A 15,684-nucleotide genomic window follows, 5' to 3' on the forward strand; every position below is an offset into this window, starting at 1 on the left:
CCCCGGCACCCACCGAGCCCAAGAACTCCCTGGACCGCTTCTTCGAGATCAGCAAGCGCGGATCCACGATCGGCACCGAGATCCGAGGGGGTCTGGTGACGTTCGTCACGATGGCCTACATCGTGATCCTGAACCCGATCATCCTGTCCGGCAAGCCCGACGTCGCCGGGAACATGCTCGAGTTCAATGCCGTGGGAGCGGCCACCGCGCTGACCGCCGGTGTGATGACGATCCTGTTCGGACTCGTCACGCGTCTCCCCTTCGGCTTCGCCGCCGGCCTCGGCATCAACGCCTTCGTCGCGTTCTCGGTCGTCGGCCAGGTGACGTGGCCCGAGGCCATGGCGCTCGTGATGATCAACGGTGTCGTCATCGTGCTGCTCGCCGCCACCGGGCTGCGGAAGGCGATCTTCGACGCCGTGCCGTTCCAGCTGAAGATCGCGATCACGGTCGGCATCGGCCTGTTCATCGCCTTCATCGGCTTCGTCAACTCGGGCTTCGTGACCGCGACCGGCTCCTCGTCGCCGCCCGTGGGTCTCGGTGTCAACGGCTCGGTCGCGACCGTGCCGACGCTGCTCTTCGTGATCACGCTCCTGCTCACCGGCATCCTCGTCGCCCTCAAGATCAAGGGCGGCATGCTGATCGGCCTCATCGGCGGCACCGTGCTCGCCGTGATCGTCGAGGCCATCTGGCACATCGGAGCCCGCGGCTTCGACGACGAGGGCAACGTGGTCAACCCCGGCGGATGGGGACTCACCGTCCCGGCGCTGAACGGCTCCCCCGTGGGCATCCCCGACCTCAGCCTGATCGGCGCGGTCGACTTCAGCTTCGACCTGAGCAAGGTCAGCCTCGTGGCGATCGTGATGATCGTCTTCACCCTGCTGTTCACCAACTTCTTCGACGCCATGGGCACCATGACCGGCCTCGCGAAAGAGGCGAACCTCGCCGACGACAACGGCGACTTCCCGCGCATCAAGTCCGCGCTGGTCGTCGAGGGTGTCGGTGCGATCGCCGGTGGCGCGACCTCGTCGTCGTCGAGCACGGTCTTCATCGAGTCGGGTGCCGGCATCGGCGAGGGCGCGCGCACGGGTCTCGCGAACGTCGTGACCGGCATCGTGTTCCTCATCGCGATGTTCCTGACCCCGCTCACCTCGATCGTCCCGACCGAGATCGCCGCCGCCGCGCTGATCATCGTCGGAGCCATGATGATGGCGCAGATCCGCTTCATCGACTTCAGCGACTTCCGCGTGCTGCTGCCGGTGTTCCTCACCGTCTCAGTCATGCCGCTGACCTACTCGATCGCGAACGGCATCGGCGCGGGCTTCGTGAGCTGGGTGCTCATCCACGCCTTCTCCGGTAAGGCCAAGACCATCAGCCCGCTGTTGTGGGTCGTCGGCGCCGGCTTCCTCATCTTCTTCGCCCGGGGGCCCATCGAGGCGCTCTTCGGCGTCGGGATCTGACCCGAGGCTGCACGAGAGGGGCGGATGCTGCGGCATCCGCCCCTCTTTCGTGTCGATGCGACCTTTCGTGTCGATGCGACGCGGACGATGAGCCTCAGATGCAGGCGAGCGACTGAGGAGCCTGGACCATCATGTCGGCGTTCTGTCGCTGTCCGCCGCTGACGTAGGCGAGCGTGAAGGTGTACGTGAACAGCACGACTCCCGAGGCAGACGGCGTGAACGACACGACCGGCGACTGCGATGCCGCCAACGGCGCATATCCGCTGACTCCGGCGGGCTCGATGGAGATCGACTTCGTCCCGGCGAAGCCCTGCACAACACCGTCGAGCGCCACTCCTGCACCTGAGATCGACACGTCGAGGTATTGGGTGCCGAGGTAGCTCGCCGCCGTGTAGATCGGCAACGCGAACTGGTACCCCGTCCCCGAGGTCACCTGGACGGCGAACTGCAGGGTCACGGTCGTGGCGATCTCGGGAGCGGCGTCGGTGTTGTTGTTGTCGTCGAGCGACAGGAAGCCCGCACCGCTGACATCGCCGCCGCCCTGCCACCAGCTGGCGGGCGCAGGTGCGACCGCGTGATCGGTCTGCACGAATCCCTCGGACCAGTTGCCACTCGGCGCCTTCGCCGGGGTCCACCCCGTGCCGAAGTTGCCGTCGGCAGTCGGCGAAGTTCCCAGGGCGCCGTTGCTGCTCAAGGTGTTGCCGGCGATCTGGAACGCACCGACCGGCACGACGACGCACTCGTCGGCCCGCCCGACCGACGCCGCGGCCAACGGTGTAGCGACGGCGACAGCGACGACAGGCAGCGACCATGCGGCCGCCTTGAGCGCCGTGCGTCGGCCGATCCCCCGATCAGATCCGCTGTGCGCGGGCGCGTCGAAATAACCCATTTTGTCCTCCCCAGACATGGAAATGCGGTCCCCGGGACGCGAAGATGGCGCCGCTCGACAGGACCGCCCAACCAGCCTACCGGTGTCACGCGCAGGGTGAGGCGCGCGGGTCGGCCGTCGGGGCGGCTGTGCTCTCACTCCCGGAACCGCGCATGACCGGGGACCCGGGCATGAAAGAAGGCCCCGGAGTGGAGTCCAGGGCCTTCAGATCAAGCGTAACTCAGATCAGAGCGACTCGATGATCGCTCGCATCAGGTCGGCCGTCTCGGACGGCGTCTTGCCGACCTTCACGCCGGCGGCCTCGAGGGCCTCCTTCTTGGCCTGAGCGGTTCCGGCCGAGCCGGAGACGATCGCGCCGGCGTGACCCATGGTCTTGCCCTCGGGAGCCGTGAAGCCCGCGACGTAGCCGACGACCGGCTTGGTGACGTTCGCCTTGATGTAATCGGCCGCACGCTCCTCGGCGTCGCCGCCGATCTCGCCGATCATGACGATGGCCTTGGTCTCGGGGTCGGCCTCGAACGCGGCGAGCGCGTCGATGTGCGTGGTGCCGATGACCGGGTCGCCGCCGATGCCGATGGCGGTCGAGAACCCCAGGTCGCGCAGCTCGAACATCATCTGGTAGGTGAGGGTGCCCGACTTCGACACGAGGCCGATCGGTCCCTTGCCCGTGATGTTCGCGGGCGTGATGCCGACGAGCGCCTCGCCCGGCGTGATGATGCCGGGGCAGTTCGGGCCGATGATGCGGGTCTTGTTGCCCTTGCTCTGCGCGTAAGCCCAGGCCTCGGCCGAGTCGCCGACGGGCACGCCCTCGGTGATGACGACGAGCAGCGGGATCTCGGCGTCGATGGCCTCGATCATCGCGTCCTTCGTGAACGCACCCGGCACGAAGGCGATCGACACGTCGGCGCCGGTCTCCTTCATGGCCTCGGCGACCGAGGCGAAGACGGGCAGCTCGACGGCGGTGCCGTCCTTGTCGGTGTGGGCGACCGTGGTGCCGGCCTTGCGGGCGTTCACGCCGCCGACGACCTGGGTGCCGGCCTTGAGCATCAGCGCGGTGTGCTTGGTGCCCTCGCCGCCGGTGATGCCCTGGACGATGACCTTGGAGTCCTTGTTGAGGTAGATCGACATTCTTCTAGTCCTTCAGTCTCAGGCGTTGGCGAGCTCGGCGGCCTTGTCGGCGCCCTCGTCCATCGTGGCGGCCAGGGTCACGAGCGGGTGCGCGTACTCGGCGAGGATCGCGCGACCCTCGTCGACGCGGTTGCCGTCGAGGCGCACGACGAGCGGCTTGGAGGCCGTGGCGCCCAGCGTCTCGAGGGCACCCTTGATGCCGTTGGCGACGGCGTCGCACGCCGTGATGCCACCGAACACGTTGACGAACACACTCTTGACCTGCGGGTCGCCGAGGATGACGTCGAGGCCTGCGGCCATGACCTCGGCCGAGGCGCCACCGCCGATGTCGAGGAAGTTGGCCGGCTTCACGCCGTTGTGGTTCTCGCCCGCATAGGCGACCACGTCGAGCGTGGACATGACGAGCCCCGCGCCGTTGCCGATGATGCCGACCTCGCCGTCGAGCTTCACGTAGTTGAGGCCCGACTTCTTGGCCTTGGCCTCGAGCGGGTCTGCGGCGTCCTTGTCCTCGAGCGCCTCGTGCTCGGGGTGACGGATCTCGGAGGCGTTGTCATCGAGCGTGACCTTGCCGTCGAGCGCGATGATGTCGCCCTCTTCGGTGCGGACCAGCGGGTTGACCTCGACGAGCGTCGCGTCCTCGCCCTTGTAGACGTCGAAGAGCTTGACGAACACGTCGGAGACCTTCTCGACGAGGTCTTCGGGGAAGTTCGCCGCGCGAGCGATCTCGACGGCCTTCTCCTTGTCGATGCCCGTGAGCGGGTTGACCTCGACGCGCGCGAGCGCCTCGGGACGCTCCACCGCGAGCTCTTCGATCTCCATGCCACCCTCGACCGAGCAGAGGCTCAGGTAGGAGCGGTTGGCGCGGTCGAGCAGCACGGAGAAGTAGAACTCCTCGGCGATGCGCGCACCCTGCGCGACCATGACGCGCTTGACGACGTGGCCCTTGATGTCGAGGCCGAGAATGGCCTTCGCTGCTTCGTACGCCTCGTCGGGGGTCTTGGCGACCTTGACGCCGCCCGCCTTGCCACGGCCGCCGGTCTTGACCTGAGCCTTGACGACGACCACTCCGCCGATCTTTTCGGCGGCCGCCCTCACCTCTTCAGGGGTGTCCGCGACGATGCCGGCGAGGACCGGCACTCCGTACTTTTCGAAAACGTCTCGTGCCTGGTACTCGTACAGATCCACTGTGGTTCCTTCACTGGGCTGCTGTCTGGTAATTCTCTCGATGTCGAGACATCGACCAGTCCCCCAGCCTACTACCTCGGCCTGGACGCTCCTGCGGCAGCGGCAACGCCGGGTCAGCGGAGCGTCGGCACACCCCAGCGCCTCGCCGGCAGCGCGGCAAGACGGAGCTGTCGCGAGATCACGAGCGGGACGACGACGAGGGCCGCACCGACGGCGACGACCACGGGTCTCACCACGAGCACCGGCAGCGAGCCCCACAGGGCGATCAGGATCGAGCCGACGAGGACAGCCACGAGCACGAGTTCGGTGACGAGGAGCTGTCTGCGCACGGTCGCGCTCTCCACCGCCAGCGTGGTCGTCCGCCCTCGCACCGCGATGTGCTCGGTCCAGCGCGAGCCGTCCCACCACCGCAGAGTGCCGCGACGGCGCGTCTCAAACCATCCGGCCGCAATCCCGCGCTCACTCACGCTCCCAGTATGACGGCCTCACCTCGGCGTCTCCGCCCGCCGAGGTCTAGGCTTTCGCCATGCACGAATCCGCAGAACTGCGCACCGGCGTCGTGGCCGCAGCGCTCGAACTCTTCAGCGCCCAGGGGTTCGACCAGACCTCGGTGGAACAGATCGCCAAGGCCGCCGGCGTCTCGCGCTCGACCTTCTTCCGCCAGTTCGGCGGCAAGGAAGACGTGGTGTTCGCCGACCACGAGGTGCTCCTCGAGCAGCTCAGGGAGTTCCTCGACGAGGGGCACGACGACCCGTGGGGCGCGGTGTGCGCGGCATCCGAGTCGGTCTTCGCGCATTTCGCACACGACCCCGAGCTCGCCCGCCGTCGCTACCAGATCGTACGTGAGGTGCCCGTGCTGCGCGAACGCGAGATCATCACGGTCTTCCGCTATGAGCGCCTGTTCGACGAGTACCTGCGCGGCGCACTTCCCGGCGTCGACCCGCTGGATGCCGTGGGCTTCGCCGCCCTTGTGACCGCCGTCCACAACCACGTGCTGCGCCAGCTGCTGCGCGGGCGCAAGAAGGTGCCGCTGTCGACTTTGCAGACGGCACTGGCCGACGTACGCCGCCGCTACGGTGTGGCCGGCGAAGCCACCACCGCCCCGGACGACATGGTCGTCGCGGTGTTCCCGCGCTCGATGCCGATCGCCGAGGTCAGCCGCCGCCTGCAGTCGGAGCTCGACTAGCCGCTCGAGGGTCGTGGAACCGAGTATCGAGGAGTACGATACTCAGGTCCACGAAGGAGCCCCATGAGCACTGCAGCCACCCCGTTCCCCGGCGAGCGGGTCTCGTCGTACGACATCACCGCGCGTCAGGACAGCGACTACTACGCCGTCTTCACCGACATCCCCGCCGCCGACCGCGAGGCGTGGGACCGGGCGAAGTCGTACGTCGACGAGGTCGCCCCGCAGATGGCGGATGCCTGGGACCGCGCGGAGTACCCGCTGGAGGCGGCCCGTCGGATGGGCGAGATGGACCTCGTCGTCGACGGCGTCCAGCACCCTTCGCTCACGAGCCTGTCGCCGCTGGCCGCCGGGCTCGTCAACATGGAGATCTCCCGCGGCGACGGCTCACTGGGCACGATCCTCGCCGTGCAGGGCGGGCTCGCCCTGCGCACCCTCGCGCTGTTCGGCTCCCCGGATCAACAGGAGAGGTGGCTCACCGCTCTCGCTGACGGCTCGGTCCTCGGATCCTTCGCGCTGACCGAGCCCGACCACGGCTCGGACTCCGTCTCCCTCGAGACCGTCGCCCGCCGCGACGGCGACTCGTGGGTCATCCGCGGCGCGAAGAAGTGGATCGGCAACGGCGCGTCCGGCGGCATCACGTTCGTGTGGGCGCGGATCGACGACGAGGGCGCCGACGAGCACGGCGCGGTTCGCTGCTTCCTCGTCGAGCAGGACACCCCGGGTTATACGGGCAGCGTGATCCGCGGTAAAGCCTCGCTGCGGGCGATCCACCAGGCCCACATCGTCCTGGATGACGTGCGCGTGCCGCTCGACGCCGTGCTGCCGGGGACGAAAAGCTTCAAGGACGCCTCGACCGTGCTGTACGCGACCCGCTCCGGCGTCGCCTGGTCGGCGCTCGGACACGCGACCGCCTGCTACGAGGCCTCACTCGCCTACGCGACCCAGCGCGTGCAGTTCGGCAAGCCGCTCGCGAAGTTCCAGATGGTGCAGGAGCGCCTCACCCACATGCTCGAAGACCTCACCGCCATGCAGCTGTACTGCCGGCGGATGGCAGATCTGGAGACTGCGGGCGAGCTGCGGCCGACGCAGGCGTCGCTCGCGAAGTTCCACAACACGCGCGCCGCGCGACGCATCGCCTCGACCGCCCGCGACCTGCTCGGCGGCAACGGCATCCTGCTCGAGAACGGCGTCATCCAGCACATGGCCGACATCGAGGCCATTCACACCTACGAGGGCACGGAGAGCGTGCAGGCGCTGCTGCTCGGGCGTGACATCACCGGGATGAGCGCGTTCGCCTGAGATCGCAGCCGGCGAGCGTTCGCCGCGGTCTCGTCAGACCGGGCGCACCATGCACACGAGCCGCTCCCGGTCGTCCCAGGACGGCACGCGCTCGAAGCCGCGCGATTCGTAGAGGCGCAGAGCACCCTGTCGCCAGTCCCAGACGGACAGCCGAACTTCGGTCGCGCCTGATTCGGCCGCCGCGTGCACGGCACTGTCGAGCAACGCCGACCCCACACCGCGGCCGCGGGCTGCAGGAACCGCCCAGAGACGTTTGATCTCCGCGATCCCGTCCCGTTCCGAGAGCACGACCACACCGACGACGCGTTCCGCGAGCTGCGCGATCAGCACCCGATATCCGGCGTAGGCGGCGGAGGGGTCCTCGACCTCACGGCGATAGCGTTCCGGGAGAGGGGCAGCAGGGTCCGGAACGGTCCCTTCCTGCTGGTGCTTCTCGAGCTCGGTCTGCAGCAGATACGCCCGCACCGCGGAACCGACCTCGATCGCATCCGGGCCGGTCAGATCGGCTACGCGGACCACCGGTCGCTCGAGCGGACCCTGCGTGCCGGCGCTCACCGTCAGTCGCAGCCGCAGCCGCCGGCGGGGGTCTTCACCATGAAGCACACGTCGCACACGCCGTACTCGCGCTCCTCGACCGGCTTCGGCGCCTTCCCGGCGCGGGGCGCGGAAACGCGAGGAGTCGTCGTGCGCTTGGCCGCGCGCGGCGGGGTCAGCGGGATGAACTCGCTCGGGTGGCTGACGTAGAAGTAGGGCGCGCGACCCTCGCTCGGCTGCAGACGAAGCGGTGCGGAACCGACGACGAGCCGTTCGTCCTCGGTGAAGCCGTTCGTGTAGGTGCGTCCGATGTGCAGCGCGGCGCCCTCCCCACGACGGATGGCCTCGATGTAGCGACCACGGTCGATGAACGAGCTGATTCCGATCGTCTGGGTGATCTCCGCGATGAACGCGTGGTTCGACGGGTCGATGCGGTGCGCGCGCAGCGCTTCCTGGAGCGAACGGTATGGACGGGAGGTGCCTGCGGGGGTCGGCCCTTGTACTTCTTTCATTTGTTCCAGGATCGCACGCCGCAACCCCCTCTTTCGACCACTCTGCCCGTGCGAGACTGGCCGCATGGCACGCGCGACGATCATCGGATCCGGACCCAACGGCCTCGCCGCCGGGGTGGCACTCGCCCGCACCGGCTATGAGGTCCGCGTTCTCGAGGCCGCTGACACGATCGGCGGTGGACTGCGCACCCAGACAGGGACGCTTCCGGGCTTCCGCCACGACGTGTGCTCCGCCGTGCATCCGGCGGCGGTCTCCTCGCCGTTCCTCCGCGCCTTCCGGCTCGACGAGCGCATCGAGTGGATCCGCCCCGACATCTCGTTCGCCCACCCCCTCGACGGCGGCCGCGCGGCCGTCGCCTGGCGGGACATCGAGCGCACCGCCGCGGCCCTGGGAGTCGACCGCGACGCCTGGCTGGCCCGCCTGCGCCCGCTCAGCACCCACATCGAAGGGGTGACGGATTTCACCGGCAATCAGCTCCTCCGGATACCCGCGGACCCCGTCACCGCGGCGCGCTACGCGATCCGGATGCTCGACCAGGGCACCCCTCTCGCCCGCACGGCGTTCCGGACCGAGGAGGCCGCCGCGCTGATGTCAGGCGTGGTCGCTCACGCGAACTCCCCGCAGCCGACCCTTGCCGGGGCAGCGGCAGGGCTGCTCCTCGCCGCTCTCGCGCACGCAGGAGGCTGGCCCTACCCCCGCGGCGGTTCGCAGACCATCGCCGATGCCCTGGTGGCCGACCTCGAGGCGCACGGCGGAACGGTCGAGACCGGCGCGCGCGTGAACGACCTGCGCACCCTCGACGCCGGCGACCCTTCCCGCGGGGATGTTCTCCTCTTGAACACCTCGCCCCGGCTCGCGCTCACCCACCCCGACGTGCCGACCGGATATGCCAGAGCGCTGCGCGGGTACCGCTACGGCGCCGCCGCGGCCAAGGTGGACTTCGCGCTCGACGGCCCCATCCCGTGGTCGAACCCGGAGGTGCGGAACGCCGTGACCGTACACCTCGGCGGGACGCGTGAGGAGGTCTGGGCGAGCGAGAACGCCGTGGCCGCCGGACATGTGAGCGAACGCCCCTACGTGCTCGCCGTGCAGCCCTCCGTCTTCGACCCGACGCGCGCGCCGGAGGGCAAAGCCGTCCTGTGGGCATACATCCATGTGCCGAACGGCTCCGACCTCGACCCCACCGAGCTCATCACGGCGCAGGTGGAGCGCTACGCGCCCGGCTTCCGGGACTTGATCCTCGCTCATCACGCGGTTCCTGCGTCGTCTCGGGAGGCCATCAACCCCGGGGAGATCGGCGGAGACATCTCCGGCGGCGTGTTCGACATCCGGCAGGCGGTGCGGCGCCCCGTGTTGTCTCCGGCGCCCTGGCGCACCCCGATGCGCGGGGTGTACCTGGCGTCGGCATCGACTCCGCCCGGCCCCGCGGTGAACGGCATGGCCGGCTGGCACGCGGCCCGCACCGTGCTGCACGACGCCGGGATGCCGGCCGGGCTCGACGACGTGTTCGGCTGACGCTCGATCGGCGGCGACGCCGGGGTACCGGAATCGATGACCCGCGGCCAGGATGGGACCATGCGCTACGAGATCCCCGCGCCGATGCTCGCCAAAGCGGTGCCGGCGGTTCCGGACCCGGCGAAAACCTCCGGTGGGCTCCTGTTCGAGCCCAAGTGGGACGGCTTCCGCGGCCTCATCGCCTGGGACGGCGAGACCGTGGAGATCGGCTCTCGGGGCGCGAAGCCGCTGACCCGGTATTTCCCCGAGCTGGTCGAGGCGATCCCCGAACTACTGCCCGGACCGTGCCTGCTCGACGGGGAGATCGTCGTCGCCACCGGACCACTCGGCTCGCAGCGCCTGGACTGGGAGGCGCTGAGCCAGCGCATCCACCCGGCGGCCTCCCGCGTCGCGAAGCTTGCGGCGGAGACGCCGGCGATGTTCATCGCCTTCGATCTGCTCGCCCTCGGCGACGACGATCTGCTGACGCAGCCCTTCGAGACCCGACGAGCCCGCCTCGAGACGCTCATGGATGGTGTCGACCATCCGCTGCACATCACCCGCACGACCCGAGACCGCGACGCGGCCGTCCGCTGGCTCGCCGAGTTCGAAGGCGCAGGACTCGACGGGGTCGTCGCCAAGCCCCTCGACCAGCCGTATGCGCCGGGGAAGCGGACGCTGTTCAAGATCAAGCACGCCCGGACGGCCGATGTGGTGGCGCTCGGCTACCGCATCCACAAGTCCGGATCCGGCGTCGGTTCGCTCCTGGTCGGTCTGTACGGCGACGACGGGGTGCTGCGGCAGGTCGGCGGCGTGGCCGCCTGGAGCGACGCGCGGCGGCAGGAACTCGTCGAGGAGCTCGCTCCCCTGGTCGAGCGCGACGACAGCGGTGAAGCGGTGACCGCAGAAGGCGAGCGGTCGAGGTTCAGCGGCGGCAAGGACGTCTCGTTCGTGCGGCTGCGTCCCGAGCGGGTGCTCGAGGTGCGCTACGACCAGCTCGAAGGCGCCCGTTTCCGCCACACGGTGCAGTTCGAGCGGTGGCGGCCCGATCGCGACGCCCGCTCCTGCACCTACGACCAGCTCGACACGGTCGCCGGCTACGACCTCGCCGACGTCCTCCGCTGACGGGTTCGCGCCGACTCAGTCCTTCTCGGCGGGAGCACCGTCTTCGTCCCAGTTGGCGGCGACCTTCTTGCTCGGCTGCACGCGGGGCGGCTCCCCTGGCATCTTCGGGAACTCGGGCGGGAACGGCAGCTCTCCCAGTCCGTTCTCCCTGTCGCGCTCCCACCACTCCAGCAGGGTGTCGATGCGGCCGGGCGAATTCTGCATCGTCGCCCAAGGGTCACCGACCTCCTCGAGGCGCTTCGGGATGCTGCGCACCGTGAACGTGCGCGGATCCAAGCCGTCGAGCTCGTCCCACTGCACCGGCGTCGAGACCGTCGCCCCCGGCAGCGCGCGCGGGCTGTAGGCGCCGGCCATCGTCCGGTCGCGGTTGGCCTGGTTGAAGTCGACGAAGATCCTCTCCCCGCGCTCCTCCTTCCACCAGTTCGTCGTGACCTGCTCCGGCATCCGTCGCTCCAGTTCGCGCCCGGCCGCGATCACGCCGTGCCGCACGTCCAGGAACTCGTGGGTCGGCTCGATGGGCGCGAACACATGCAGTCCCCGGTTGCCGCTGGTCTTGGCGAACGCCTCGAGCCCCGCCTCGCGCAGCACCTCCCGCAGCGTGTGCGCGGCGGTCACGGCATCCGCGAAGTCCGTACCCGGCTGCGGGTCGAGGTCGATGCGCAGTTCGACGGGGTTGTCGGCGTCGGTGGCCAGCGACGCCCAGGGGTGGAACACGATCGTGTTCATCTGCACGGCCCAGACGATCGCGCTCGCCCGGTTGAGCACGATCTGCGGATGCTGACGTCCGCTGTTGTACGTGACGGTGACGGCGTCGACGAAGTCGGGCGTCCCCTTGGGCGGGTTCTTCGAGAAGAAGCCCTCGGCGCGCGGTCCGTCGGACGCGCCGACGCCGTCGCGGAAGCGCTCGAGCGACACCGGACGGTTGCCGTTGGCCGCGAGGAAGGGAACCGCGACGAGCTGGGCGTACTCGGCCAGCTCCGCTTTCGTGATGCCGAGGTCGGGCCACACCACCCGGTTCGGGCTCGAGAGGGCCACATCGCGCTCTCCGTCGGAGTCGGCGATGGTCAGGGTCACACGTTCTGAGGCCATGCTCCGACCCTAGAGCGATGCCCCGACCGACGGAACCCCGCGCCGGTAGGGGCAACGGGCTCCGGTACCGCTCAGTCGCCGAGGGCGACAGCCAGCGCGAGAACCGGGGTGAGCGCATCCCGCTCGACGACGATCGACGGACCCGCGGAGTCCACGATCACGCCCGCCATGTCGGAATGGCTCGACAGGACCTTCGCCAGCTGCTCCGGCTCGAACGGGAGCGGACGGTCGCCGCGGCCCAGGGCGATCACCTCGAGGGGGTGGGAGAACAGCTGCAGGAAGCGGCGCCCGTCGGTGGTCTGCGCCTCGGCGATACCGGCCTGGCCGCTGCCGTCACCCTCGTTCACGGCGACCCACATGCGCTTCACCGCGAGCGCTTCGCCGACCTTGAGCGTCGAGTCCTGCTCGCGCGGAGCGGCGAGGATGCTCTTGACCGTCATGTCGACGTCAGCCTGCTCGAGCGTCTTCTGCAGCAGATCGGTGGGGAACACCACGCGATGCGGGGCGGAGGCGTTGTCGACGATGAGGCCGGCGAAGTCACCGGACACGACCTGCTGGAGCACCGAGGTCACCGGCTGCGCGACGGCAGAGGTCGCGGCGGGGTCGGCCTCGAGCTGTACCGAATCGCGCACGGCACGGGCCGAGCTGAAGGCCAGCATGAACTGCCGGTCGTCGTTGTCGCGCACGACAGCGACCGACAGCGGCTTTCCTTCGCTGATCTGCGCACGCGCGTCGCCGTTCACGCGGATGTAGAGGTGGCCCTGGAGCGCCTGACGCATCACACCGAGGAGCTGGTCATTGCTCGCGCCCGCCTCGATCTCGGTGAGGGCTTCGCGGAGCAGGACGTTGTCCTTCATCCCGGCGACGGTCTCGGTCTGCTCGGGCGGCAGGGGCGAGGCGAGCGGAAGACGCCTTTCCTCGGGCGCTGCGGGCTGCGCGGGAGCAGCGGGCTGCGCCGGACGCGGGTCCGCGGCTGCCGCCTCGGGCTGCGCATCGGAGGTCGGCAGCGCGACCTCGGGCCCGGCCTGGGCACCGACGCCACGGAACGCCTGCACCGAGATGCCGATCGACGGCGCCTCGACGGGCTGCTCGGCCTCGGTCGTGGCCTGATCGGCGTTCACGGCATCCGACCCGGTCGCGGTCTCCTCCACGTCGGGGGCGGGGGTGACAGCATCGTCTGCGGACTTCTTGCGGCGGGAGAAGAGGGCCATAATCAGCCAGCCTAACCGGCATTCCCCTGCGTGCTCCGCCGTTGCCGGGCGCGGGGCGCGGGCTAGATCTTCTCGATCGGCGCGACCTTGATGAGCAGCTTCTTCTGCCCTGCCGAGTCGAACCGCACGTGGGCGATGCGCTTCGCGCCCTCGCCGGTCACGGCATCCACCCGCCCTTCGCCGAAGTCGACGTGACGGATGCGGTCGCCCGCGGTGAGCTCGAGGTCGCCGTTGTCGCGCATCTTGGCCGTGACCCGGTTGGGGAACTTGTCCATCGCGGTCGAGAGCGGCTTGAGGGAGTCGCGACCGGGCAGCGCCTTGACGGCGAACCGGTCGCCCGAGCCGGAGCCGCCGAAACCGCCCTGGCGACGGGCGTTCAGCGCCCGCGACTGCATGCCGCCGCGGGAGTTCACGTCACCGGGCGACTGCCGCCAGTCGATGAGGTTCGCCGGGATCTCCTGCAGGAAGCGACTGGGCATCGCCACGGTGACCTCGCCGAACTGCGCTCTCGTCATGGCGAGCGACAGGTGCAGCCGCTTGCGGGCGCGAGTGATGCCGACGTAGAAGAGTCGTCGCTCCTCCTGCGGCCCACCGGGCTCTCCCGCCGAGATGCGGTGCGGGATCAAGTCTTCCTCGACACCCGTGACGAACACGGCGTCGTACTCCAGGCCCTTCGCCGTGTGCATGGTCATCAGAGAGACCGAACCGGACTCGTCGTCGAGGTCGTCGGCGTCGGACACCAGCGCGACCTCGGTGAGGAAGTCGACGATCGTGCCCTCGGGGTTGTTGCGGGCGAAGTCGCGGGCGACGGCCACGAACTCGTCGAGGTTCTCGACACGAGCCTCGTCCTGCGGGTCGCGGCTGGCGCGCAGCGCGTCGAGGTAGCCGCTCTTGCCGAGCAGCACGCCCAGACCGTCGGCCACGCTCGTGGGAGGCGGCACCTCGCCGGTGGCGGGAGTCAGGATCGCAGCAGCCTCGGCGAGCACGGCGTCGAGCTGTCCGATCGCGGCCTGGATCTTCGGGCCGACGCCGAGCTGCCCCGGCATCGACAGCGCGTCGCGGAAGCTGATGCCATGCTCTTCGGCGAAACGGGCGATGGCCGTCTCGGTCACATCTCCGATGCCGCGCCGCGGCTTGTTCAGGATGCGTCGCACCGACATCTCGTCGGCCGGGTTCGCGACCGCCACCAGGTAGGCCAGCGCGTCTTTGATCTCGGCGCGGTCGTAGAACTTGGTGCCGCCCATGATCTTGTAGGGCACGGCCGAGCGGATGAAGATCTCTTCCAGCGCACGGGACTGCGAGTTCGTGCGGTAGAAGACGGCCATCTCGGAGTACGGCATGCCCGCACGGTGCAGCGCCTCGACCTCGTCGGCGACGAACTGCGCCTCGTCGTGCTGCGAGTAGCCGGTGAAGCCGATGATGGCGTCGCCGTCGCCCTTGTCGCTCCAGAGCTTCTTGTCCTTGCGGTCGAAGTTGTTGCCGATCACGGCATTCGCGGCGGAGAGGATGTTCTGCGTCGAGCGGTAGTTCTGCTCGAGCAGCACCACACGGGCGCCCGGGAAGTCGCGTTCGAACTCGCTGATGTTGCGGATGTCGGCACCGCGGAAGGCGTAGATCGATTGGTCGGAGTCGCCGACCACGGTGAGCGAGGCGCCCGGTTCGCCGGCATCTGCCGTGGGCGCGGGATCAGGCTCGAAGATCATCATGCCGTTGGAGGCATACGGGTCGGGGGCCGAGCCCGCAGCACCGGAGACGGGGCGGGTGAGCTCGTGGATCAGCGAGTACTGCGCGTGGTTCGTGTCCTGGTACTCGTCGACGAGGATGTGCCGGAACCGTCGACGGTACGTGTCGGCGACCTGCGGGAAGGCGCGGAACAGGTAGACGGTCTGACCGATGAGGTCGTCGAAGTCGAAGGCGTTGGCCTTCTGCAGCTGCCGCTGATAGTCGGCGAAGACCTCGACGAAGACCCGCTCGGCCGGGTCGCTCATGTTGGCCTGCCGGGCGTAGGACTCGGCGTCGGACAGCTCGTTCTTCAGTTTGGAGATGCGCGACTGCACTGATGCCGGGGTGAGCCCGTAGGCGTCGGCCTCGTGCGCCTTGACCAGGCGCTTCAGCAGCGCGCGCGAGTCGCCGGAGTCGTAGATCGTGAACGACTTCGTGTAGCCGAACTGCTGGGCCTCGCGGCGCAGGATGCGGACGCAGGCCGAGTGGAACGTCGAGATCCACATGCCGCGCGCGGCGTCGCCGATGAGGCCTTCGACGCGCTCCCGCATCTCGCCGGCGGCCTTGTTGGTGAAGGTGATCGCGAGGATCTGACTCGGCCAGGCTTCACGCGCGCGGAGCAGCGAGGCGATGCGACGGGTGAGGACGCTCGTCTTACCCGATCCGGCACCCGCGACGATGAGGAGCGCGGGGCCGCGATAGGTGACGGCCTCGAGCTGTTGCGGGTTCAGGCCGGCGAGGAGATCGTCCTGCCCCGGGGCCCCGGAGGAGCGGGGGCCGACGGATCCGGGGACGATGAGAGGAGCTTCGGTCATGGCCTTATGAGTCTAGGCGTCGGCACCGACATCGCGG

Annotated in this window: 14 protein-coding genes; 5 read left to right on the top strand and 9 right to left on the bottom strand. The window is 69.1% G+C overall.

Translation table 11 applies throughout. The features are described 5' to 3' along the window. A partial coding sequence (locus HCX50_RS13875; protein WP_237682514.1) for an NCS2 family permease occupies positions 1 to 1,457 on the top strand: 1,457 nt, incomplete at its 5' end. Positions 1,458 to 1,551: 94 nt separating this feature from the next. Here the strand turns inward: HCX50_RS13875 and HCX50_RS13880 are convergent. From HCX50_RS13880 to HCX50_RS13895, 4 genes are all read right to left on the bottom strand, one after another. After that, positions 1,552 to 2,346, bottom strand: coding sequence for a hypothetical protein (locus tag HCX50_RS13880; protein ID WP_091034762.1), 795 nt, complete (start codon positions 2,344 to 2,346; stop codon positions 1,552 to 1,554). Between the two features lie 225 nt (positions 2,347 to 2,571). Continuing rightward, complete coding sequence (sucD, locus tag HCX50_RS13885; protein ID WP_091034872.1) at positions 2,572 to 3,474, bottom strand: succinate--CoA ligase subunit alpha; 903 nt, start codon at positions 3,472 to 3,474, stop codon at positions 2,572 to 2,574. A gap of 18 nt (positions 3,475 to 3,492) precedes the next feature. Then, a complete protein-coding gene (gene sucC, locus HCX50_RS13890; RefSeq protein WP_167634783.1) occupies positions 3,493 to 4,659 on the bottom strand; it encodes an ADP-forming succinate--CoA ligase subunit beta in 1,167 nt (388 codons plus the stop codon). Between the two features lie 113 nt (positions 4,660 to 4,772). Next, positions 4,773 to 5,126: a DUF2510 domain-containing protein gene (locus HCX50_RS13895; RefSeq protein WP_244176012.1), complete on the bottom strand. Its 354-nt coding sequence runs from the start codon at positions 5,124 to 5,126 to the stop codon at positions 4,773 to 4,775. A gap of 59 nt (positions 5,127 to 5,185) precedes the next feature. Between HCX50_RS13895 and HCX50_RS13900 the strand changes: the two genes are divergently transcribed. After that, complete coding sequence (locus HCX50_RS13900; protein WP_167634784.1) at positions 5,186 to 5,845, top strand: TetR/AcrR family transcriptional regulator; 660 nt, start codon at positions 5,186 to 5,188, stop codon at positions 5,843 to 5,845. A 63-nt stretch (positions 5,846 to 5,908) separates the two neighbouring features. After that, positions 5,909 to 7,144: an acyl-CoA dehydrogenase family protein gene (locus HCX50_RS13905; RefSeq protein ID WP_167634785.1), complete on the top strand. Its 1,236-nt coding sequence runs from the start codon at positions 5,909 to 5,911 to the stop codon at positions 7,142 to 7,144. 33 nt (positions 7,145 to 7,177) lie between these two features. Here the strand turns inward: HCX50_RS13905 and HCX50_RS13910 are convergent, their stop codons facing one another. Next, entirely contained in the window at positions 7,178 to 7,699 is a 522-nt protein-coding gene (locus HCX50_RS13910) for a GNAT family N-acetyltransferase (RefSeq protein WP_205829189.1), read from the bottom strand. A 2-nt stretch (positions 7,700 to 7,701) separates the two neighbouring features. Beyond that, positions 7,702 to 8,190 (bottom strand): hypothetical protein, encoded by a 489-nt coding sequence (locus HCX50_RS13915; protein WP_091034884.1) that lies wholly within the window; start codon positions 8,188 to 8,190, stop codon positions 7,702 to 7,704. Between the two features lie 64 nt (positions 8,191 to 8,254). On the opposite strand from HCX50_RS13915, the gene HCX50_RS13920 reads away from it, so the two are divergent. Beyond that, positions 8,255 to 9,706, top strand: coding sequence for a phytoene desaturase family protein (locus tag HCX50_RS13920; protein WP_167634786.1), 1,452 nt, complete (start codon positions 8,255 to 8,257; stop codon positions 9,704 to 9,706). Between the two features lie 60 nt (positions 9,707 to 9,766). Next, positions 9,767 to 10,810, top strand: a complete 1,044-nt coding sequence (locus HCX50_RS13925) for an ATP-dependent DNA ligase (protein ID WP_091034889.1) — start codon at positions 9,767 to 9,769, stop codon at positions 10,808 to 10,810. A gap of 15 nt (positions 10,811 to 10,825) precedes the next feature. Here the strand turns inward: HCX50_RS13925 and ligD are convergent, their stop codons facing one another. The 3 genes from ligD to HCX50_RS13940 form a co-directional block, all read right to left on the bottom strand. Next, positions 10,826 to 11,899 carry a non-homologous end-joining DNA ligase gene (gene ligD / locus HCX50_RS13930; RefSeq protein ID WP_167634787.1) on the bottom strand — a complete coding sequence of 358 codons (1,074 nt, stop codon included), beginning with the start codon at positions 11,897 to 11,899 and terminating at the stop codon, positions 10,826 to 10,828. Positions 11,900 to 11,970: 71 nt separating this feature from the next. After that, positions 11,971 to 13,110 (bottom strand): SseB family protein, encoded by a 1,140-nt coding sequence (locus HCX50_RS13935; RefSeq protein WP_091034894.1) that lies wholly within the window; start codon positions 13,108 to 13,110, stop codon positions 11,971 to 11,973. 62 nt (positions 13,111 to 13,172) lie between these two features. Next, positions 13,173 to 15,647: an ATP-dependent helicase gene (locus HCX50_RS13940; RefSeq protein ID WP_167634788.1), complete on the bottom strand. Its 2,475-nt coding sequence runs from the start codon at positions 15,645 to 15,647 to the stop codon at positions 13,173 to 13,175. Between the last annotated feature and the right edge of the window lie 37 nt (positions 15,648 to 15,684).

This window comes from Microbacterium sp. B19(2022) (assembly GCF_012030385.1).
Taxonomy (GTDB): domain Bacteria; phylum Actinomycetota; class Actinomycetes; order Actinomycetales; family Microbacteriaceae; genus Microbacterium; species Microbacterium oxydans_B.

Excerpts from the sequence above, each read along its gene's own strand:
- HCX50_RS13880 (WP_091034762.1), bottom strand. The coding sequence starts at position 2,346 with ATGGGTTATTTCGACGCGCCCGCGCACAGCGGATCTGATCGGGGGATC.
- sucD (WP_091034872.1), bottom strand. The coding sequence starts at position 3,474 with ATGTCGATCTACCTCAACAAGGACTCCAAGGTCATCGTCCAGGGCATC.
- HCX50_RS13900 (WP_167634784.1), top strand. The coding sequence starts at position 5,186 with ATGCACGAATCCGCAGAACTGCGCACCGGCGTCGTGGCCGCAGCGCTC.
- HCX50_RS13905 (WP_167634785.1), top strand. The coding sequence starts at position 5,909 with ATGAGCACTGCAGCCACCCCGTTCCCCGGCGAGCGGGTCTCGTCGTAC.
- HCX50_RS13915 (WP_091034884.1), bottom strand. The coding sequence starts at position 8,190 with ATGAAAGAAGTACAAGGGCCGACCCCCGCAGGCACCTCCCGTCCATAC.
- HCX50_RS13920 (WP_167634786.1), top strand. The coding sequence starts at position 8,255 with ATGGCACGCGCGACGATCATCGGATCCGGACCCAACGGCCTCGCCGCC.
- HCX50_RS13925 (WP_091034889.1), top strand. The coding sequence starts at position 9,767 with ATGCGCTACGAGATCCCCGCGCCGATGCTCGCCAAAGCGGTGCCGGCG.
- ligD (WP_167634787.1), bottom strand. The coding sequence starts at position 11,899 with ATGGCCTCAGAACGTGTGACCCTGACCATCGCCGACTCCGACGGAGAG.
- HCX50_RS13935 (WP_091034894.1), bottom strand. The coding sequence starts at position 13,110 with ATGGCCCTCTTCTCCCGCCGCAAGAAGTCCGCAGACGATGCTGTCACC.
- HCX50_RS13940 (WP_167634788.1), bottom strand. The coding sequence starts at position 15,647 with ATGACCGAAGCTCCTCTCATCGTCCCCGGATCCGTCGGCCCCCGCTCC.